Source organism: Citrobacter sp. CK202 (assembly GCF_030333225.1).
GTDB classification, from domain to species: Bacteria; Pseudomonadota; Gammaproteobacteria; order Enterobacterales; family Enterobacteriaceae; genus Citrobacter_B; species Citrobacter_B koseri.
The window spans coordinates 721191-740057 of sequence record NZ_JAOWGI010000028.1; the positions used below are offsets into that span (position 1 = coordinate 721191).

Consider the following 18867-nt stretch of genomic DNA (forward strand, 5'->3'; position numbering starts at 1 on the left):
ATCGGCTATGCAGTTTTCGACAACCCCGACGCTGGAAGGGCAGAACATCGTGGAATATTGCGGTGTGGTAACGGGTGAAGCCATTTTGGGCGCCAACATTTTCCGTGACTTCTTCGCGGGTATTCGCGATATCGTCGGCGGACGTTCGGGTTCCTATGAAAAAGAGTTGCGTAAAGCGCGTGAAATCGCTTTTCAGGAACTGGGCGAACAGGCGAAAGCGCTGGGTGCGGATGCGGTTGTGGGCATCGATATTGACTATGAGACCGTAGGCAAAGACAGCAGTATGCTGATGGTGAGCGTCAGCGGGACGGCGGTAAAAACGCGCCGATGAGACGCCTGCTCTGGCTGGTCGCGTTCGCGCTTCTGTTAACCGGGTGCGCGGGCGAGAAAGGGATTATTGATAAAGACGGGTATCAGCTGGATACCCGTCATCAGGCACAGGCGGCGTACCCGCGCATCAAAATCCTGGTCATCCACTACACGGCGGATGACTTTGATACCTCTCTGGCGACGTTAACGGATAAAAACGTCAGCTCGCACTATTTAATTCCTGCTGTACCGCCGCTTCACCGTGGCAAGCCGCGTATCTGGCAACTGGTGCCAGAGCACGATCTGGCGTGGCACGCGGGCATCAGCTTCTGGCGCGGCGCAACGCGCATCAACGACACGTCTGTTGGTATCGAACTGGAAAATCGCGGCTGGCAAAAGTCGGCGGGAATGAAATACTTCGCTCCGTTTGAACCTGCGCAAATTCAGGCCCTGATCCCACTGGCGAAAGAGATCATTGCCCGCTACGACATTAAGCCGCAAAACGTGGTGGCGCATGCGGATATTGCCCCGCAGCGTAAAGACGATCCCGGCCCTCTGTTCCCCTGGCGCGATCTGGCGGCGCAGGGTATTGGCGCCTGGCCTGATGAACAGCGCGTGGCGTTTTATCTGGCGGGACGCGCGCCCAATACGCCAGTCGATCCCGCATCATTGCTCGACTTGCTTTCGCGTTATGGTTACGAGGTCAAACCGGAGATGACCGCGCGTGAACAGCAGCGGGTGATCATGGCGTTCCAGATGCATTTCCGCCCGGCGTTATGGAACGGGGTGGCGGATGCGCAAACGCAAGCGATTGCTAATGCGTTACTGGAAAAATATGGCCAGAATTAATGGCGCTGACGTCGTGATAAAAGTCAGTTAACTTGTTTATTTTCATCGAAATTCATTTTGGATAAAAATCAAATTAATCTATGGTTAATTGACTTTAAATTCCCCTCATCTATGATTGATTTTATCAGGAAGATATTTCTTATACGCTAAAAGTCGTGAAACTTAGCGCGCACAATCTTTTTTTTGCTTAATTTTATTTTTAACCAGGTTGAATCAGTGAGTGACATTAAGCTGAGGTTATCACTCGTCGCTTGTCATTAAATTCAAATCAATATTCTTTGAAAGGCATAATATGTTAAGCATTTACGGTAAGAAAATTCGTCCGCATCATGAAATGGAACGTATTATTTCTTTAACGTCAGGTTATAAAGAAAAAACCTTAAAAAAATGGCAGAAAATCACCACCAGTGACTCGGAATATATTCATATTATCGTGAGCGGAGACGTTGAATTTCGCCGTACCTCCGATGAGTTATGTATGTTTACCCTGCAAGGGCAGTGTATCTTTGGGTTATCTGCCATATTTTATGGTTCTCTGCATATGTATGGGCTTGCTCGTACCAATACCGTCGTGCGCTCAATCAAAAAAGATGAGTTTATGCGCCTGTTGACTGAACACAGTTTATGGCCAGATCTCACCAGGGTGCTGTCATGGTATATTTGTCTGCTTAGCAAACGTGATGATGTTTTGGTTGCCCGTAGCGCTTACTCTGTTATTCGTGAATTTTTAATCGAAATTAATGAGCTGATTATTCACCATAACCGTGACATCAATGTATACGACTATATTCAGGAGTATACGAATTTTGCCCGTAGTACGATCATCAAAATTCTCTCTGACCTTAAAAAAGGAAACTATATCGTCATTGAGAAAAGCCGATTAATGTCGATGACGACCTTGCCAGAAAAATATTAATCACATTTCCCATTGTCTCCTCTTCAGCTAATGAAGCGGAGGCCTTTGGGGAGCGCATTAAGGCGTAATGATGTTTTCTTGCGTCATCAATCATCGGGCGGTTCCGGTATTTTTCCCTGCTGATAGTCCTCTTTTTGCTCCTGTAACGCTTGCAGGAAACGCGCTTTCAACGATGGCGTCTGTTCTTCCGCGCCGGGCAATGCCCGATCCGAGAGATCGCCTTCCGGCGCTTGCCGCCAGTCGCTGTCTTGACTTACCGGCGCTTCATCCTGCAATGGGGGTAACGCCTGGGGAGCAGGGGCCGGTTTGGGGGCTGGCTGCGGGAATGGCTTCGAAATATAAACATAGTGCATCTCAGAAAGCCGGGTATCCGGGTTTTCCACTTTTGTCTGTTTCGGCTCAGGCGTCGGATGCTGACAGTTCCAGTAAATATGGGCATACAGTCCGGCAATAATAAACGTGCAGAGGGTCAGCAGCCACATCATGGCGCGGAACAGCACTTTTTGGGGCGCCGGAAGGCGCCAGGCAAAATAGACCGCTTCTCCCGTCGTGAAACTGCGCTGTGCAGCAAGGCAAATGGTGGACATTATTTCGTGTTCCCTTGCGTTTCATGTTCCTGCTTCTGGCTTAGTGTTTGCGCCAGTACGCCCGGAACGCTGTTGGTTGCGCGCATTAACTGCATCAGCGTCTCTTCGCCGGCGATGCCGTCGACATGCAGTCCTGTCTTACCCTGAAATTCACGGGTGCGTTTTGCCAGTTCAGCCGTCCAGCTTCGCGAGTGGGTCAGCGGTTCATTCAACGTCTGGCTTAGCGTTTGATCCAGCCACGCCAGGTCTTTATCGTCGCTGGTCGCGCTAATCTCATCTTTCCCTTGCGGCGTTAAACGATGCAAAAGCGTGTAATTTCCGGTGGCGTGTTGATTAAACCAGTGTCTGCTTACCTGCCAGGTTCGGTTATTGATCAGAAGATCGAGCGACTGTTTATCAACGTGGGCCACGACGGCGTAATTCAGGTGATTACCCGTTTTGATCTCTCCTGCCCACGGATAACCTTCCTGTTCCAGCGCCTGTAAAGACGTATTCCCCTGACGACACATCAGGTTCACTCGCGCTGCGTTCTGGCATAGCGCATCGTTCGCGGAAGCATCATAACCCCACATAAGATAGAGCTGATGCATGGCGTCCGACTGATTAACCACCTCATTTTCAATGGTGGGCATAACAGGCGCAGTCGTCTCAGGCAGCGTCTTTTTCCAGCTGGCCGGAACCGGCACTTGTTGCGGCAGGCGAGACGCGATCGCGCCGGAAAAGTACCAGCCGCAGCAGGCGAACAGGACGGAGGCAAACAGCCCTGCGGTTGCCAGGCGTTTACCGCGCGGCGTGGGCGGCAGGAGTTCACCGGCAGCCAGGCGTAAATGGCGTGGGGAAACCTGTATCGCCCGCTCGGTCCATGCGGCAAGCAGCGCCAGATGCGCCAGTTTATTGAGTCCGGTCACGTGGCCTTTGGTCAGCGCATGCATTCTGCGCACCCGCGCGGGCGTCAGTGGCGAGGTATCGACGTTTTGTTCGTCCATCTGTGCCCCGACGTAGTCGAGATATTCACGGCAGGTCAGCGAACGTAGCGCAAGGCAGGTATGAACGCGGGGCTGTAAACCAGAATGATCCAGAAGACGGGATTTCTGATCGGGAGAGCCGGTCAGAAGAATCGTGAGCGGGAAGTTCAGCTCTTGCGCCCGCGTCAGCAACATACCCAGAACATCCCAACAATTATCTTTCATGGCTTGTGCCGTGGAGAGGATCAGCAGTTTGCCTTTTTTATTACGCGAAGGCGTTTCCTCATGCCATTGGCGCAAAATGGCATCAATGGCATAAATTTTGTTTTTACCCTCTTTAACGGCAGGGTTCAGTTTATAGAGCAGCGTACTGGCGCTCAGTTTGGGGAAGGCGTTAATGGCCAGCGCAGGTGTGCCGCCGTTACGCAGTTTTTCCACAAAGGCATTGTCTAATTCAGGTTCGTCAGAAAACAGACCGATGATGCCGGGCACGTTGGTTTTTTCCTGCAACAGGGAAAAGATGTCCTGATGATAATGAACGAAAAACTCTCCCGTTCGCCGGGTGAGTTTGCCAAACGGCTGAGCGGAAAATTTAAAATGATGCTGATACATGGTGTCTCGCTGTACTTTCTGGCTTCTGGAAACGTTGCGCTAAAAATAATTGAGCGGGTTTATTCGGGCAAATGCCGGACAGGAGAAAATTACTCTGATTATTTTCGCTAACACCAGTAAGTGAAATCGTCAATGTTTTTCTGCAATAAAGTTGCCGGGAAAGCGAGTGGTCGACTTTCTTGCCGCTCATTACTATTTGCCGCACCGATTGGCGCAGCCGGTGCTGCGAAATTTAGCTTTATTAAAGGCATTTAAATAATGAGGATGCAGCTTTTCTCCCGATTGATTGCACCCTGCGTGATGTTTGTTTTACTGATATTCAGCGGGCATCAAGGGTATGTTGTTTTTAAAAACTATAATAAGGTTACAAACAAGTTAAATAACAGAAAAATTAACGTGCGTAAAAATGACGAAAAAGAAAAGTCATTTGCGCTTTTTCAACCTGCCGTCTGGCAGCGAAATACGCCAGCAGCGGTTAAATCACCGCTCTCTGCCGAGATTGAAGGCATCGTCAGCAGCGATGAAAGATGGCTATCGTTTGCCGTTATTAAAACGCCTGCGGGACAGCAAAGTTATCGCGAAGGCGAAAGCCTCGTGGGAGTGAGTGACGCCTGTATTGAGGAGATCAATAACGACAATGTGGTGGTTAATTATGAAGGTACTACGCAGGTACTGGCATTAAAGAAACCTGATTATTTCAGAGGCGGTGTTGAAAGCGGCCCGCTACAAAAACCGACAAACGATGCCGGTGCAGAGAGCCTGCATCTTAATGATGTCCTGGTGCTAAAACCGTTTATTGAAAAAGGTCGTCTGGAAGGGTACGAAATCAACCCGCGCAATGCTTCGTCTTTCTTTCAGAACAGTGGGCTGGAGAAGGGTGATGTGGTTGTGAAGGTGAACAGTACCGATATGACGAAAGAAGAACAGGCGAAAAGCATCATTGCTGGCTGGTCAAAAATGAAAGAAGCGGCGGTAGTCGTAAGACGTCACGCTCACCTGGAAAATATTCAGGTCAATGTTTTAAACAACTAACAAGTGAATTGCCATGAAGAAATTTCCGTGGGCGTGCGTGGCGCTGACAACTCTGGCGTTATATTCCAGTTCGCTCTTTGCGGCGAATTTTAGCGCCAGCTTTAAAAATACTGATATTCGTGAATTTATTGATACGGTTGGCCGTAATCTTAATAAAACGATTCTGGTCGATCCGTCGGTACAGGGAACCGTATCGGTTCGGACGTATAACGTCCTGACCGAAGATGAATACTATCAGTTTTTCCTCAGCGTGCTGGATTTGTACGGACTTTCCGTGATTCCGATGGATAACGGCATGGTGAAAGTGGTTCGTTCATCCGTTGCGAGAACCGCGGGAACGCCGATTGCCGACAGCAAAAATCCCGGTAAAGGGGATGAAATTATTACCCGCGTCGTGCGGATGGAAAATGTACCGGTACGCGAACTGGCGCCGCTGTTGCGCCAGCTGAATGATGCGACCGGTATCGGCAACGTGGTGCACTTTGAGCCGTCGAACGTCCTGCTGCTCACCGGTAAAGCCTCGGTGGTGAACCGCCTGGTCGATTTGGTTCAGCGCGTCGATCGTTCCGGCGTACAGCGGCGCGAAATCGTTCCGCTGCATTACGCCTCTGCGAAAGAACTTTCGGATATGTTGAATAACCTCAACAACGAAGAGCAAAAAGGGCAGAACGCACCGCAACTGGCGACCAAAGTGGTGGCGGATGAGGAGACGAATAGCCTGGTCATTAGCGGCAGCGAAGAAGCGCGGGCGCGTACCCGCACGCTGATAGCGCAGCTTGATCGCGAGCAGAATAACGAGGGGAATACCCGCGTCTTCTACCTGAAATATGCCAATGCCGCCAAAGTGGTGTCGGTGTTAACGGGCATTGGAGAGCAGATGAAGGACAAGCCGGGCGCGGCGAAAAGTAAATCGCCGGTTGCCGCGACCGATCTGAATATTACTGCCGACGAGTCGACAAACTCACTGGTGATCACCGCGCAGCCGAACGTGATGAACTCGCTTGAGAAGGTGATCGACAAGCTGGATATTCGCCGTCCCCAGGTACTGGTGGAAGCCATTATCGCTGAAGTGCAGGATGGCGCCGGAACCGATCTCGGCGTGCAGTGGACGAGTAAACACGGCGGCGTACAGTTTGGCGCAACCGGTCTGCCGATCGGCCAGGTTAAGAACGGGACGATAAAAGGCGTGAATTTTACCGGTATGGCGACAGGTTTCTTTAACGGCGATTTCGGCGCGCTGATGACGGCGCTGTCGACCAACGGCAAAAATGACATTCTCTCCACGCCGAGCGTGGTGACGCTGGATAACAAAGAAGCGTCGTTTAACGTTGGTCAGGATGTGCCGGTGCTTTCTGGTTCGCAAACGACGACGGGCGACAACGTCTTTAACACCGTTGAGCGTAAGACGGTGGGGACGAAGTTGAAGATCCTGCCGCAGATTAATGACGGCGACATGATCCACATGAAGATCGAGCAGGAAGTTTCCAGCGTGGACGCCAGTTCGACGGAGGATTCGTCTTTAGGCCCCACCTTTAACACCCGCACGATCAATAACGAAGTGATGGTTCACAGCGGGCAGACGGTAGTGCTGGGAGGGCTTATCGAAAATGTCACCAAACAGAATGTGTCGAAAGTGCCGCTGCTTGGCGATATTCCTCTGGTGGGGCAACTGTTCCGCTACACCTCGCAGGATACCACCAAGCGAAACCTGATGGTCTTTATCCATACCACCGTTCTGCGCGATGACGATAACTACAGCGCCGCGTCGAAAGAGAAATACGACCAGGTGCGCGCGCGCCAGCAGCAGCGTATGGAGGAGAAGAAAATGGGCATCCTGGAGCCGGGCGATAACGCCATTCTGCCCGCGTTCCCGTCGCCCGTAAAAACCAGCACTGCTGCGCCAGCCACGGCGTCGCGCAATCCGTTTAAAGAGTAAGCCGGGGTGTCGCGTGGATGAATTAAGCAAAAATTTGTGCAGCAGCAGCTTCGCAAAAGACAACGGTGTGCTGCTTTATCACAACGACGTATATATCCGTGAGGATGCGCCCGCGTTTGCCCTGCTGGAGATGCGTCGCGTGCTGGGGCGTGCCTTTACGCCGGTAACATTAACGCCAGAAGCGTTTGAAGAGATGCTGGCTAAAATCTGGCAGCAAAATAGCGGTGTTTCGCAGCAGCTGGTTGATGATATGGATGCCAATATCGATCTGATGGCGTTAACCGAGGAGATCCCCGATAACGAGGATTTGCTGGATAACGATGAAAACTCGCCGGTTATCCGTCTGATTAACGCCATTCTTGGCGAGGCGGTGAAGGATGGCGCGTCGGATATCCATATCGAAACCTTTGAGCGCACGCTGAGTATCCGTTTTCGCGTTGACGGCGTGCTGCGTCCTGTATTGCAGCCCGCGCGTAAGCTGGCGCCTCTGCTGGTATCGAGGATTAAGGTGATGTCTAAACTGGATATCGCCGAAAAACGCCTGCCACAGGACGGTCGCATCTCCCTGCGCATTGGGCGTAAAGCAGTGGATGTGCGTGTCTCAACCATCCCGTCGCAGTATGGCGAGCGGGTGGTCATGCGTCTGCTGGATAAAAGCAACCTGAAGCCGGATATCAATAAACTGGGGCTGATCGACGAAGAACTGGAACAGCTCAAGGGACTGATTGGCCGCCCGCACGGGATTATCCTGGTGACCGGGCCGACCGGGTCCGGTAAGAGCACGACGCTTTACGCCATCCTCTCGGCGCTAAACGGCCATGAACGCAATATTCTTACCGTTGAAGATCCGATCGAATATGAACTGGAAGGCGTGGGGCAGACGCAGGTTAACCCGCGAGTGGATATGACGTTCGCCCGAGGCCTGCGCGCGATCCTCCGTCAGGACCCGGATGTGGTGATGATCGGTGAAATTCGTGACGGCGAAACCGCGCAGATTGCGGTTCAGGCGTCGCTTACCGGCCATCTGGTCATGTCTACGCTGCATACCAACAGCGCGGCGGGAGCGATTACCCGGTTGCGCGATATGGGGCTGGAGTCGTTTTTAATTGGTTCATCGCTGCTTGGCGTCATTGCCCAGCGTCTGGTTCGTCGGCTGTGTCCTCACTGCCGCGCCGTCAGTCCGCTGGATGATAATGAAAAACCGCTGTTCAGCTTTATGGAGAGCCCCCCCGACGTGATTTATCGCGCCGTGGGGTGTGAACAGTGCCGCCAGAGCGGTTACCAGGGACGCGCCGGTATTCATGAGTTTCTGCTGGTGGACAGCGCGATGCGCCGCGCTATTCATGAAGATAAAGACGAAATGTCGATTGAAACTCAGCTGTTTAAGCAGGCCTACAGCCTGCGGGAAAATGGTTTGTTGAAGGTGATCTCCGGCGTCACTTCGCTGGAGGAAGTGATGCGTGTTACCGCCGAGCGCGGAGGTGACGAATAATGGCCTGGTTCGCATGGACGGCTACGGATGCCGCCGGGAAAACCCGGCGCGGCGCCTTGCAGGCTGAAGGCCCAAAGCAGGTACGCCAGACGCTGCGCGAACAGAAGCTGATGCCGATCAGCATTACGCTCACCCGCGAGCGCGCCGCCGGAAAGGGGGCTCAGAAAGGCGCAAAACTTTCGACACCGGTGCTCTCAATGTTTACCCGCCAGCTGTCGACGTTGGTTAATGCCGCACTGCCGCTGGAGAGTGCGCTGAAGGCGATTTCTAAGCAGACGGAAGACAAAAAGCTGGCGGTGATGGTCGGTGAGATCCGCGATAAAGTGGTGGAAGGGCACACGCTTTTCGACGCTTTCAGCCAGTTTCCGCGTACTTTCGACAAGCTCTATTGCACGCTGGTGATGGCAGGGGAAAAGACCGGGCATCTCGGCGGCGTGCTGGAAAAGCTGGCTGAATACAACGAACAGCGACAGAAAATGAAAAGCAAGCTGTCGCAGGCGATGGTCTATCCCATCACCCTGACGGTGGTGGCGATTGCGGTTATCTCCATTCTGCTGGTGGCGGTGGTGCCGCAGGTCATCGAACAGTTTGTGCATATGAAGCAGCAGTTGCCCGTCACCACCCGTACCCTGATTGCGGTCAGCGATTTTTTGCAGGCTTACGGAATGGTTATCGGCGGCGGCCTTGTCGGATCGTTTATCGCTTTCAACGCCTGGCTTAAAAAAGAGCGTCATCGTTTTGCATATCACCGCTGGCTGGTGAACCGTTCGCCGCTGAAAAAACTGGTCTGTGCAATAAACAGCGCCCGTTACATCCGCACCCTGAGCATTTTACAGGCCAGTAGCGTGCCGTTGCTGGAAGGTATGTATATCGCGATGGACGGTATTGAGAATCTGTATGCGCGTCAGGTGCTGGAACAGGCGGCGGATACCGTGCGTCAGGGCGCGTCATTATATAACGCACTGGAGCAGGCCAGATTATTTCCGCCAACCATGCTTTATATGATTGCTTCTGGCGAAGAGAGCGGCGAACTCGGTTCATTAATGGATCGCGCCGCCGAAAACCAGGAGTCGGCATTACAACATCGCATTACATTAACGCTGTCGGTATTTGAACCGGCGCTGGTAGTGACGATGGCGACGGTGGTTTTATTTATCGTACTGTCAATATTACAACCGCTTCTTCAGCTCAATAATATGGTGGGTTAATTATGTCTGTGAAAAAAAATAGCCTGAAAGGTCAGGCCGGGTTTACTTTGCTCGAATTAATGGTGGTCATCGTTATTCTTGGCGTTCTGGCCAGTATGGTGGTGCCGAATCTGATGGGGAATAAAGAGAAAGCGGATGCGCAAAAAGCGACCAGCGATATTGTCGCACTGGAAGGCTCACTGGATATGTATAAGCTCGATAACCATCGCTACCCAACCACCGAACAGGGGTTGCAGGCGTTGGTGACGAAGCCGGAGATCGCGCCGATTCCCAACGGCTATCGTGCTGACGGTTATATTCGCCGTCTGCCGCAGGACCCGTGGGGAAATGATTACATTCTGGTTAGCCCTGGCGAACATGGCGCGGTAGATGTTTTCTCCTCCGGCCCGGATGGTGAAGCGAATACCGCCGATGATATAACGAACTGGTCTTTAGATAAAAAAGATAAGTAATGAATAAGCAACGTGGATTTACATTGCTGGAAATTATTCTGGCGCTGGTTATTTTTGCCAGCTGCGCCATGATGGTGGTTTCGACAATACCCTCACGCAGCGGCGCAGATATATTAGGCCAGCAATTACAATCCCTCGTTGAATATGGTTCTGATCGGGCAGTGATGGACGGAAATATAGTCGGGCTGGTGATGACGCCAACGGAATATCAGCTGGTGAAGTGGGCCGGGGAAAACGGCGGGCGTCATTGGGCGCCGCTGACAGCCGGGCGTATTTTCACCCACGGACAGTTTCCTGAAGAGATGCACGTTTCGCTCGCTCCCCAGCGTCTGGCGGCCACGCCTGATGCCGATCCGCAGGTGCTCTTTTTACCGGATGGGGAAATTAGCCGATTCACGCTGACGTTGCAGAGCTATGACAAACAGCACCATTTCCGCGTGGTGTCGCAGGGCGCTTCGCCCGTTTTGGTAGAGAACAATGACTAAACCGGAAGCGAAAGAACAGGGCATGACGCTGTTGGAAGTCATGGTGGCGCTGGTGATCTTTTCTACCGCCGCGCTGGCGTTGATGAATTCCGTCTCGCTGAATGTGCGTTTTACGCACGGTCTTGCCGATACGCTACAGGCCAGTTGGGTTGCGGAAAACCAGCTCGCGCAAGCGCAGCTTGCAAAAAGCGTTTTTCCCGACGTCGCTGAAGAAGGCAGTGAAACGATGGGTGGACGCAGCTGGAACTGGCGCAAACAGCGGGTGAAAACCGATGACAAGGCGTTTGCCGATGAAGTCCAGGTGTATGCCGAAGGCGAAGAGGGCCAGCCGATCATCACGCTGCGGGTTGTCCCGCCGAAGGAGCGCAAATGAATACGCCACTCCGTCGCCAGCAAGGTTTTACGCTGCTGGAGATCATGATTGCGCTGACGATTTTTGCCGTGATCAGCACCCTTGCCTGGCAAATCCTTGACGGCGCGATGCGCACCACCACGGCAACGGATGCTGCTGCGACGACGCTTAATCAGCTTCAGCGAGCCTGTAACCTGCTGGAGCGCGATTTCTCTCAGCTCCAGCCGCGCGCGCCGCGCAATGAAACGGATGTGTTCCGTCTGGATCAACATGCCGTCGAGCTGACGACGGTAAGCGGCGTCAGTGGGCAAATTCAACTGGAACGCGTGCGCTGGCGGCTGGAGGCGCATCGCCTGTGGCGTGATGTCTGGCCTGACATTGATAGTCCCGCTGACGTGAGTCCAGAAGAAGTACCTATTTTAAGCAACGTTAAAGCGATGAAGTGGCGATTCTGGCGACAGGGCTGGCAGACGACATGGGTTGAAACCGCCCATCAGCCGGAAGGCGCCGAACTGACGCTGACGATGGAAAACGGGGATACCTGGCGCTGGGTGTTTATGACGCCGGGAGACATGCCGGAAATCCAGGGAGCAAAGAAAGACGAAAGCGCTGAGGCTGCACAACCCACGCCTGCTGACGTTACGGCATCGATTCCGCCAGCACGCGGTGGAGAACGGCAATGAACACGCAATCGGCGCAAAAACAGCGCGGCGTCGCGCTGCTGGTGGTGTTGATTTTGCTGGTGATGATGTCAGCGCTGGCGGCAAAGATCGGTCAGCAGTTTTGCCGAAATTTGCAGAAAACCCGCTATCAGGTCAGTCAGCAGCAGCTGCGTTGGGCGATGCAAGGCCAGGCTGCGGCGATAAAAGATCGTCTGCAAACCGACGCCAGCGGTGAGAGCAATGGATTATCGCCAGAAGGCGCGTGGCACGAACCGCTGGAAACTCAGGGTGAGAACTATACCGTCGTGAGCCAGATTGAGGACGCCCAGACCTGCTTTAACGTGAACAGTCTGCTGGTCATTGACCCTGCTCTTCCTGCGGATAGCGCCGCCGCGCAGCCGACAAAGCCGGTGAAAGAGCAGATCGTTGAACAGTTGCTGATCGACAGCGGCATCAGTACGGCAGCGGCGGAAGAGGTTTATCAACAACTGGTGGATTATCTGGACGCTGACAGCACAACCGCAAAAGAGGCTCTGGAAAGCGATGCCTGGGCGGGCGTGATGCCGCAGCGGCTTCCTGCGAATCAGATGATGCGCACCATCAGCGAGATAAAACGGTTGCCGGGTTTTCCGGTGGCGGCATATTCCCGCGCCAGCAAGGTGCTGTGCGCGCTGCCTGATACGGAGAGCAAAGTGGATGTGAATACCCTGAAGCCCGGGCAGGCACCGCTGTTGTCTGCGCTGTCTGCGGGGACGTTAAGTGAGGATGACGCAGCACGGCTGATTGCCTCGCGCCCGGAAGAAGGGTGGGCGTCGGTTGACGCGTTCAGTAAAACGCTCGAAACAAACTATCCGCAGAGCAAAGCGATCCTCGCGCAGATGCAGGCGTTTGTTGCGGTGAACAGTCACTATTTCCGGGTCGAGAGTACCGGTAATACTGATGATTTAACGCTGCGCGTTGTCAGCCAGATTCATGTCGATCGTGACTCTGGCGAGGTGAGAACCTGGCAACGCCGTTACCGAATGATTGAATAAGAAAAGTCATAGTCTATGAAACAGGTACTTTTTATTCGTCCCGATGCAAACGTGGACGGGAAAATCGAGTGGTGCGTCTCCGGTAGCCAGCAGGTGGCAACGCTGGAAAGTCGGGATGCGCTGAAAACGCTTGCCGTAAATCCCCTGGCGACACGCGTTTGTTTGCTGTTGCCCGCCAGTGAGATGGTGTTCCGTCATTTTACCCTGCCCAAAAAAGGGTTATCGACGGCCTCCACACCGTTTTCATGGCTGGCGGAAGAGACGCTGATCGGCGATGTGGACTCGCTGCACTGGACGGTATTGCGGAAAAAAGGGCGGGAAGTGGATGCCGTGGCTATTGACGCCACCTGCTTTGAGCGCTGGCTTGCGCTGTGCGAAGAGGCCGGACTGAAGGTAATTCAGGTATTGCCGGACGCCATTCTGCTGCCGGTAAACGAAGGCGGCAGTACGCTGGTTTCCTGTGACGAAAGCTGGTGGCTGCGCTTTCCGCCGTTCGGCGCCTGCGAAGCGGATGCTACGCTGCTGCCGCTGTTGCTGGCGCAAGGCGGCGATGGCGAAGTGCGCTGCTATGGCGAAGCGCCTGCGGGTATCAATGTCGCTGAACAACTGCCGTGGCAGCATCCGCTGGTATTGATTCAGCCGCAATGGAAAGCGTGTCGCGCCAATATGCTGCATGGCGCATTTGCCGCCTGCGGCAAAGAGGTGGGGCGATTTCGACATCTGAGGACAGCAATGGCGGTGTCTGCGCTGCTGTCGATGGGTTTGCTGATTGGCCCGCGCGTGGCAATGGCATGGATGTTGGTTCAGCAGGAAAATCAGGTACAGGCCGAGATTGCCCAGGTCGCTCAACACTATTTCCCGAGTCTGCGGCAGAAAACCAATATCAAATACCATTTTGGTCAGAATATTAAAAAACAGAGCAAAGGTATTTTTCTGCAACTTGAGGCGCTGGAGCAGGTTAAACAGTCTGTGCCTGCTATTGAGATAAATGAAGTGGAATATGACAACGCGCAGAATGTGTTGACGCTGAACGCGGCTTCACCGAACGCGCAGGCGCTACAGGATTTCGTTACGCAGGCCAGCCCCCATTTTGACTTTGCGTTACAACCGGTTTCGAACCAGTCACCCTATACGGCGATCGTGACGGGGAAATATAAATGAAAGAGCGAATTGCACAATTAAAAGCGCGCTATCAAAACTACAGCGATCGCGAGCGTGGTCTTATTACGCGATGTGCGGCGGCGATGTGCTGCGCGGTAATTTATTACGGCGGTATTATTCCGCTGGATCATATGATTCAAAACAGTCAGTCCACGTTAATGCGGCAAAAAGAGACGCTGCGCTGGATGCGGGACGAAATCGATAAAAATCATTTACAGGCGAAAGTCTTAAAAACGAACAACCCGCGAACGGTTATTGAAGAGAGCGCGAAAGAGATCCATCTCGCGTTGTCTGATATTCGTCAGGATGAACGCTCACTCTCTTTTGTTGTTGAACAGGTCAATATTTATGAACTGAAAAACTGGCTACGTGAAGTGAATGTTACGTCCGGCGTTCAGTTGCAAAAAATGGATTTGCAGCCGGTCGATCGTCAAAGCGACGTGAAAGCCAATATTACGCTGAGCTGGAATAAAAACGCATGAATACGATCATGTTGTTTCGGGAAAGCTGGCCGATTGGGTTTTGCATAATGAGCGCCTGTCTGGGCGGAATCCTCGGCAGTTTTCTTGGCGTAGTCAGCGAGCGCGTTCCCGCAATGGTGATGGAAAAGGAAGGGGCGGGGAATTTACTTTTTCCAGCCTCACACTGCGCGGACTGCGGGTATCAACTGGCCTGGTGGGAAAATATTCCGTTACTGAGCTGGTGCGGCCTGCGCGGTCGTTGCCGCCATTGCCAGTCTGTGATTCCCCTGCGCTTGCTGTTGGTGGAGTTAGCCAGCGCGCTTTTTTTTGCGGCAACGGCGGCGGTGCTCCCTTCCTCTGTCACGCTGATCGCGCTGTGGGTTTTATGGTGCGGTTTGCTGCCGCTCACGATGATTGATGCGAAATATATGCTGTTGCCGGATTGTCTCACGCAGCCGCTGCTGTGGGCTGGGCTGCTGCTGCATTGCGTTTTCCACACGATGCCGTTGGCGAGCGCGTTATATGGCGCCGTTGCGGGGTATCTCATTTTGTGGCTGGTGTACTGGAGTTTTCGCCTGCTGACGGGGCGGGAAGGGCTTGGACAGGGCGATTTTAAGCTACTGGCGGCGCTGGGGGCGTGGTGCGGCTGGCAGGCGTTACCGTTATTAATTCTGGTTGCGGCATTAAGCGGTATTGTGCTGTATGGCCTTTTTTACTCTGGCGTAAATAAAGCGGGGCAAATTCCTTTTGGTCCCTGTCTGGCCTTTTCGGGAATGGTGATGTTTATCTTCCAGACATTGCAATTCACATTCTGACGCGGTTGGTCAAGTGTTTTTTTAAATTCTTTCGCCGAGGGAATAAAGGGAACTTATTTATTTTCCAGATTATCATTGTCGCATAAGTCAATAGAATTAATGCTTATGCCATTTTAGGGAGGAGCGCAAAGCGAAATAGATTATTTCATTTTTATAATGGGTTGGTTTCCGTTGTCTTAAATAAATTACTGTTTGCAATTCGTCCATGCTCTAAGGAATGCATGGCTGTTAAATATTCACGAATAAAATTATCAGGAATTAATAATGAAATTTATGAAGCCTAAATATCTGGCACTTTTTGTGGCAGCAGCGACAAGTCCGGTTTTTGCCGCTGCGCCGGGTACGCCGTCTATTACCAGCGGCAATGATAAATTCGCTATTGTGGAAGTGGATCAGGCTGCGCAGGATTATAACAACCTGGTGAAAGTTCATAACGATGGCGTGGACGTCAAGGTGGAATGGAACGTCTGGAGCGGCGATGCGCCGACCTCCGCGAAAGTGCTGTTGGATGGTAAGACCGTATGGTCTGGCGCAGGTAGCGCTGCCGGTTCTGCGACCTTCAAAGTCAAAAAAGGCGGTCGTTATCAGGAGCAGGTTGAGTTATGTAATACCAGCGGGTGTACGAAAAGCGCCAGCAAGCTGATTATTGTGGCGGATACCGACGGTAGCCATCTGCTGCCGCTGAATACCACCATGAAGGAAAACAATAAAACGTTTGCTCAGCATACCGATAAAGTGGTGGGCGCGTACTTCCCGGAATGGGGCGTGTATGGACGTAATTTCCCGGTAGATAAAATCCCGGCGGCTAATCTGAACCATATCCTGTACGGCTTTATTCCCATTTGCGGCGGCGACGGCATCAATGACAGCCTGAAATCCATCGAAGGCGGCAACAGTTTTGAAGCGCTGAAACGCGCCTGCAATGGCCGACAGGACTATACCGTGGCGATCCACGATCCGTGGGCGGCGCTGCAAAAACCGCAGGCTGGCGTCTCTAACTGGGATGACCCGTATAAAGGCAACTTCGGTCAATTGATGGCGCTGAAAAAAGCGCACCCGGATCTGAAAATCCTGCCATCGGTTGGGGGATGGACGCTTTCCGATCCGTTCTTCCAGATGCATGACAGCGCGATTCGCGCGCGGTTTGTTGCTTCCGTTAAGGATTTCCTGAAGACCTGGAAATTCTTCGACGGCGTAGATATTGACTGGGAATTCCCGGGCGGCGGCGGTCAGAATGAAACGCTGGGCAACCCGCAGCAGGATAAAGCGACCTACACGGCACTGATGCACGATCTGCGCACCATGCTCAACGAACTGTCTGCCGAAACCGGTCGGACTTACGAGTTGACCTCCGCTATCGGTTCCGGTCAGGACAAAATTGAAGACGTGGACTACGCCCAGGCGCAGCAGTATATGGATCACATCTTCCTGATGAGCTACGACTTCTACGGCGGCTGGAGCAACACCGATCTGGGGCACCAGGCGGCGCTGCACGGCGCAGAGTGGAAACCGGACACCAAATACACCACGGAAAATGGCGTCAATGCGTTGCTGGCGCAGGGCGTGCAGCCAGGCAAGATCGTGGTGGGCGCGGGGATGTATGGCCGCGGCTGGACTGGCGTGCATGGCTATACCGGCGACAATCCGTTTACCGGTACGGCTACCGGCCCGGTGAAAGGCACCTGGGAGCCGGGCGTGGTTGATTATCGTCAGATTGTTAACGAATACAAAGGCAAACCAGGCTGGGAATACCGTTACGACGCTGCGGCGGAAGCGCCGTATATTTTCAATAAATCTACCGGCGACCTGATTACCTATGAAGACGCCCGCTCTGCGGCGGCGAAAGGTAAATACGTCCTGGCTAACAACCTCGGCGGCCTGTTCTCCTGGTCTATCGACTCTGATAACGGCGACATTCTGAACGCGATGAACGAAAGTTTGCTGGGTGGGGGGGCTACGCCGGTTGAGCCGGTTGTGACCAACCATGCGCCAGTCGCGACCGCAGTTGACCAGGTCGTAACCGGCCCGGCGACGGTCACGCTGGACGGTTCTGCCTCTACCGACCCGGATGGCGATGCGATCACCTATAAGTGGACGCAGATCTCCGGTCCGTCCGTAACGCTGAACAAGAGCACCAGCGCGAAAGCGAGCTTTAACGTCGCCGCCGTCTCCAGCAATCAGAATCTGGCGTTCCGTCTGACCGTTACCGATGCGAAAGGTCTGAGTAACGCCATTGACGTTCAGGTTGTGAACAAAGCGCCAAAAGCGAACCAGGCCCCGGTTGTGAATCCGCTGGAAACGGTGTCGCTTGAAGCAGGCGCAACCTACACGCTGAATGCGCAGGCTGCCGATCCTGATGGCGACGCGTTGACCTACGCCTGGAGCGTGCCGGGCGACATGAACGCGACGGGGACGGACACCTCCAGCGTGACCATCACCGCGCCGGAAGTAAGCTCCGCCTCGACTTACACCGTCAGCGTCGTGGTCAGCGATGGTAAAACCAGCGTGCAGTCCAACGTGCAGATTAACGTTACGCCAAAAGCGGCGCCGGTGCCGTCCGACGAAGGGACGACGCCGTCTGATGAAGGCGCGGCAACCGGCGGTTGCGACAGCCCGGTTGATGCCAATGCCAGCCACTACGCGGCATGGGACGCCAGCAAAATCTACAACAATGGCGATACCGTCAGTTTTGATCACCTGGTGTGGAAAGCGAAGTACTGGACGCAGGGCAATCAGCCAGGCTTCGGCGTGGACGCGTGGGAACTGGTCAGCCAGGTGAAATTCAACTGGCGTTCCGATGTGGTTTACAACGGCGGTGAGACTACCACCTATCAGGGGTCTGTATACCGCGCCAAATGGTGGACGCAGGGTGATAAACCCGGCAACAGCGACGTGTGGGTGAAAGAAAGCGCCGCCGCAGACTGTCAATAATCCTCTTACCTTAATAATGCGGATACGTTATCTATCCGCGAAGGGTAGCCGCCCCTGTCTGGGGGCGGCCATCTCTAAAAAATAATGTGCATAACGAACAAGGAGCAGATCACCCCGACAACCGGATAAAAATATGAAACGTTTAATTTTGTTGTTATTGATGTTAAGCCAAAGCGCGTTTGCCAACTGCTGGGACAGAGCCGCAAATTATTATCATGTTGACCCTTATTTATTATTTGCCATTGCGCAAGTCGAGTCTGGCATGAATCCCTATGCGGTAGGACGAAATCACGACGGAACGAGGGATGTCGGGTTGATGCAAATAAATAGCTCGCATTTTTCAGCGCTGAAACGCCGTGGCATTGATGAGTATCGACTGATGCTGGAACCCTGTACATCTATTATGGTCGGCGCGTCGATCTTATCCGATATGATCAAAGTATATGGTTATAACTGGGAGGCGGTAGGCGCATATAACGCCGGAGTTAAAAAAGAGAATTACCCGCAGCGCATGATTTACGCGCATAAAGTCTGGGAAACATACCAGCGTATAAAAATGACCACGCAATATAAATAAATCCAGCCGCTTTTATTTTTTGAAGAATTCC

The 18867-nt window shown here is 53.1% G+C and carries 19 protein-coding genes; 17 read left to right on the forward strand and 2 right to left on the reverse strand.

Annotation, left to right across the window (positions count from 1 at the left end):
• The first annotated feature begins 7 nt into the window (after nucleotides 1-7).
• The 3 genes from OGX84_RS19485 to OGX84_RS19495 all read left to right on the forward strand — a co-directional run bounded on the left by OGX84_RS19485 (nucleotide 8) and on the right by OGX84_RS19495 (nucleotide 2074).
• Complete coding sequence (locus tag OGX84_RS19485; RefSeq protein ID WP_012133087.1) at nucleotides 8-331, forward strand: heavy metal-binding domain-containing protein; 324 nt, start codon at nucleotides 8-10, stop codon at nucleotides 329-331.
• Nucleotides 328-1158: an N-acetylmuramoyl-L-alanine amidase gene (locus tag OGX84_RS19490; protein WP_047457875.1), complete on the forward strand. Its 831-nt coding sequence runs from the start codon at nucleotides 328-330 to the stop codon at nucleotides 1156-1158. Before OGX84_RS19485 ends, OGX84_RS19490 begins: the two co-directional genes overlap by 4 nt.
• 292 nt (nucleotides 1159-1450) lie before the next feature.
• Nucleotides 1451-2074 (forward strand): helix-turn-helix domain-containing protein, encoded by a 624-nt coding sequence (locus tag OGX84_RS19495; RefSeq protein WP_012133085.1) that lies wholly within the window; start codon nucleotides 1451-1453, stop codon nucleotides 2072-2074.
• A gap of 86 nt (nucleotides 2075-2160) precedes the next feature.
• On the opposite strand, the gene OGX84_RS19500 is transcribed toward OGX84_RS19495, so the two are convergent.
• Both OGX84_RS19500 and OGX84_RS19505 read right to left on the reverse strand, forming a co-directional pair.
• Nucleotides 2161-2661 carry a type II secretion system protein GspB, cryptic system variant gene (locus tag OGX84_RS19500; protein WP_112002326.1) on the reverse strand — a complete coding sequence of 167 codons (501 nt, stop codon included), beginning with the start codon at nucleotides 2659-2661 and terminating at the stop codon, nucleotides 2161-2163.
• Nucleotides 2661-4238, reverse strand: coding sequence for an ExeA family protein (locus OGX84_RS19505; protein ID WP_286458303.1), 1578 nt, complete (start codon nucleotides 4236-4238; stop codon nucleotides 2661-2663). Before OGX84_RS19505 ends, OGX84_RS19500 begins: the two co-directional genes overlap by 1 nt.
• Before the next feature lie 300 nt (nucleotides 4239-4538).
• Here OGX84_RS19505 and gspC point away from each other — a divergent pair, with 300 nt between their 5' ends.
• The 14 genes from gspC (at nucleotide 4539) to iagB (ending at nucleotide 18836) form a co-directional block, all read left to right on the forward strand.
• The gene (gspC, locus tag OGX84_RS19510) at nucleotides 4539-5270 is read left to right on the forward strand and encodes a type II secretion system protein GspC (RefSeq protein WP_112002324.1); all 732 of its coding nucleotides are present in this window, start codon (nucleotides 4539-4541) and stop codon (nucleotides 5268-5270) included.
• 13 nt (nucleotides 5271-5283) lie between these two features.
• Nucleotides 5284-7206 (forward strand): type II secretion system secretin GspD, encoded by a 1923-nt coding sequence (gene gspD, locus OGX84_RS19515; protein WP_112002323.1) that lies wholly within the window; start codon nucleotides 5284-5286, stop codon nucleotides 7204-7206.
• Nucleotides 7207-7219: 13 nt separating this feature from the next.
• Entirely contained in the window at nucleotides 7220-8698 is a 1479-nt protein-coding gene (gene gspE / locus OGX84_RS19520; RefSeq protein WP_012133077.1) for a type II secretion system ATPase GspE, read from the forward strand.
• Nucleotides 8698-9906 (forward strand): type II secretion system inner membrane protein GspF, encoded by a 1209-nt coding sequence (gene gspF, locus OGX84_RS19525; RefSeq protein ID WP_104868859.1) that lies wholly within the window; start codon nucleotides 8698-8700, stop codon nucleotides 9904-9906. The genes gspE and gspF overlap by 1 nt, the downstream gene beginning before the upstream one ends.
• Before the next feature lie 2 nt (nucleotides 9907-9908).
• Complete coding sequence (gspG, locus tag OGX84_RS19530; RefSeq protein WP_012133075.1) at nucleotides 9909-10358, forward strand: type II secretion system major pseudopilin GspG; 450 nt, start codon at nucleotides 9909-9911, stop codon at nucleotides 10356-10358.
• Nucleotides 10358-10843 carry a type II secretion system minor pseudopilin GspH gene (gene gspH / locus OGX84_RS19535; RefSeq protein WP_012133074.1) on the forward strand — a complete coding sequence of 162 codons (486 nt, stop codon included), beginning with the start codon at nucleotides 10358-10360 and terminating at the stop codon, nucleotides 10841-10843. The genes gspG and gspH overlap by 1 nt, the downstream gene beginning before the upstream one ends.
• Nucleotides 10836-11216: a type II secretion system minor pseudopilin GspI gene (gene gspI / locus OGX84_RS19540; protein WP_112002322.1), complete on the forward strand. Its 381-nt coding sequence runs from the start codon at nucleotides 10836-10838 to the stop codon at nucleotides 11214-11216. Before gspH ends, gspI begins: the two co-directional genes overlap by 8 nt.
• Nucleotides 11213-11878 (forward strand): type II secretion system minor pseudopilin GspJ, encoded by a 666-nt coding sequence (gene gspJ / locus OGX84_RS19545; RefSeq protein ID WP_112002321.1) that lies wholly within the window; start codon nucleotides 11213-11215, stop codon nucleotides 11876-11878. The genes gspI and gspJ overlap by 4 nt, the downstream gene beginning before the upstream one ends.
• Complete coding sequence (gene gspK / locus OGX84_RS19550) at nucleotides 11875-12891, forward strand: type II secretion system minor pseudopilin GspK (RefSeq protein WP_286458304.1); 1017 nt, start codon at nucleotides 11875-11877, stop codon at nucleotides 12889-12891. The genes gspJ and gspK overlap by 4 nt, the downstream gene beginning before the upstream one ends.
• Nucleotides 12892-12906: 15 nt before the next feature.
• On the forward strand, nucleotides 12907-14052 hold the full coding sequence (gspL, locus tag OGX84_RS19555; RefSeq protein WP_112002319.1) for a type II secretion system protein GspL: 1146 nt from the start codon (nucleotides 12907-12909) through the stop codon (nucleotides 14050-14052).
• On the forward strand, nucleotides 14049-14534 hold the full coding sequence (locus OGX84_RS19560; RefSeq protein WP_112002318.1) for a type II secretion system protein M: 486 nt from the start codon (nucleotides 14049-14051) through the stop codon (nucleotides 14532-14534). The genes gspL and OGX84_RS19560 overlap by 4 nt, the downstream gene beginning before the upstream one ends.
• Nucleotides 14531-15328 (forward strand): prepilin peptidase, encoded by a 798-nt coding sequence (locus OGX84_RS19565; RefSeq protein WP_112002317.1) that lies wholly within the window; start codon nucleotides 14531-14533, stop codon nucleotides 15326-15328. Before OGX84_RS19560 ends, OGX84_RS19565 begins: the two co-directional genes overlap by 4 nt.
• 264 nt (nucleotides 15329-15592) lie before the next feature.
• Entirely contained in the window at nucleotides 15593-18259 is a 2667-nt protein-coding gene (locus OGX84_RS19570; protein ID WP_112002316.1) for a glycosyl hydrolase family 18 protein, read from the forward strand.
• Nucleotides 18260-18392: 133 nt separating this feature from the next.
• A complete protein-coding gene (iagB, locus tag OGX84_RS19575) occupies nucleotides 18393-18836 on the forward strand; it encodes a type III secretion system invasion protein IagB (RefSeq protein WP_047457844.1) in 444 nt (147 codons plus the stop codon).
• The last annotated feature ends 31 nt before the right edge of the window (nucleotides 18837-18867 follow it).

Bases quoted from the DNA above. Each gene is read 5' to 3' on its own strand.
- OGX84_RS19485 (WP_012133087.1), top strand. From the start codon at position 8: ATGCAGTTTTCGACAACCCCGACGCTGGAAGGGCAGAACATCGTGGAA.
- OGX84_RS19490 (WP_047457875.1), top strand. From the start codon at position 328: ATGAGACGCCTGCTCTGGCTGGTCGCGTTCGCGCTTCTGTTAACCGGG.
- OGX84_RS19495 (WP_012133085.1), top strand. From the start codon at position 1,451: ATGTTAAGCATTTACGGTAAGAAAATTCGTCCGCATCATGAAATGGAA.
- OGX84_RS19500 (WP_112002326.1), bottom strand. From the start codon at position 2,661: ATGTCCACCATTTGCCTTGCTGCACAGCGCAGTTTCACGACGGGAGAA.
- OGX84_RS19505 (WP_286458303.1), bottom strand. From the start codon at position 4,238: ATGTATCAGCATCATTTTAAATTTTCCGCTCAGCCGTTTGGCAAACTC.
- gspC (WP_112002324.1), top strand. From the start codon at position 4,539: ATGTTTGTTTTACTGATATTCAGCGGGCATCAAGGGTATGTTGTTTTT.
- gspD (WP_112002323.1), top strand. From the start codon at position 5,284: ATGAAGAAATTTCCGTGGGCGTGCGTGGCGCTGACAACTCTGGCGTTA.
- gspF (WP_104868859.1), top strand. From the start codon at position 8,698: ATGGCCTGGTTCGCATGGACGGCTACGGATGCCGCCGGGAAAACCCGG.
- gspG (WP_012133075.1), top strand. From the start codon at position 9,909: ATGTCTGTGAAAAAAAATAGCCTGAAAGGTCAGGCCGGGTTTACTTTG.
- gspH (WP_012133074.1), top strand. From the start codon at position 10,358: ATGAATAAGCAACGTGGATTTACATTGCTGGAAATTATTCTGGCGCTG.
- gspI (WP_112002322.1), top strand. From the start codon at position 10,836: ATGACTAAACCGGAAGCGAAAGAACAGGGCATGACGCTGTTGGAAGTC.
- gspJ (WP_112002321.1), top strand. From the start codon at position 11,213: ATGAATACGCCACTCCGTCGCCAGCAAGGTTTTACGCTGCTGGAGATC.
- gspK (WP_286458304.1), top strand. From the start codon at position 11,875: ATGAACACGCAATCGGCGCAAAAACAGCGCGGCGTCGCGCTGCTGGTG.
- gspL (WP_112002319.1), top strand. From the start codon at position 12,907: ATGAAACAGGTACTTTTTATTCGTCCCGATGCAAACGTGGACGGGAAA.
- OGX84_RS19560 (WP_112002318.1), top strand. From the start codon at position 14,049: ATGAAAGAGCGAATTGCACAATTAAAAGCGCGCTATCAAAACTACAGC.
- OGX84_RS19565 (WP_112002317.1), top strand. From the start codon at position 14,531: ATGAATACGATCATGTTGTTTCGGGAAAGCTGGCCGATTGGGTTTTGC.
- OGX84_RS19570 (WP_112002316.1), top strand. From the start codon at position 15,593: ATGAAATTTATGAAGCCTAAATATCTGGCACTTTTTGTGGCAGCAGCG.
- iagB (WP_047457844.1), top strand. From the start codon at position 18,393: ATGAAACGTTTAATTTTGTTGTTATTGATGTTAAGCCAAAGCGCGTTT.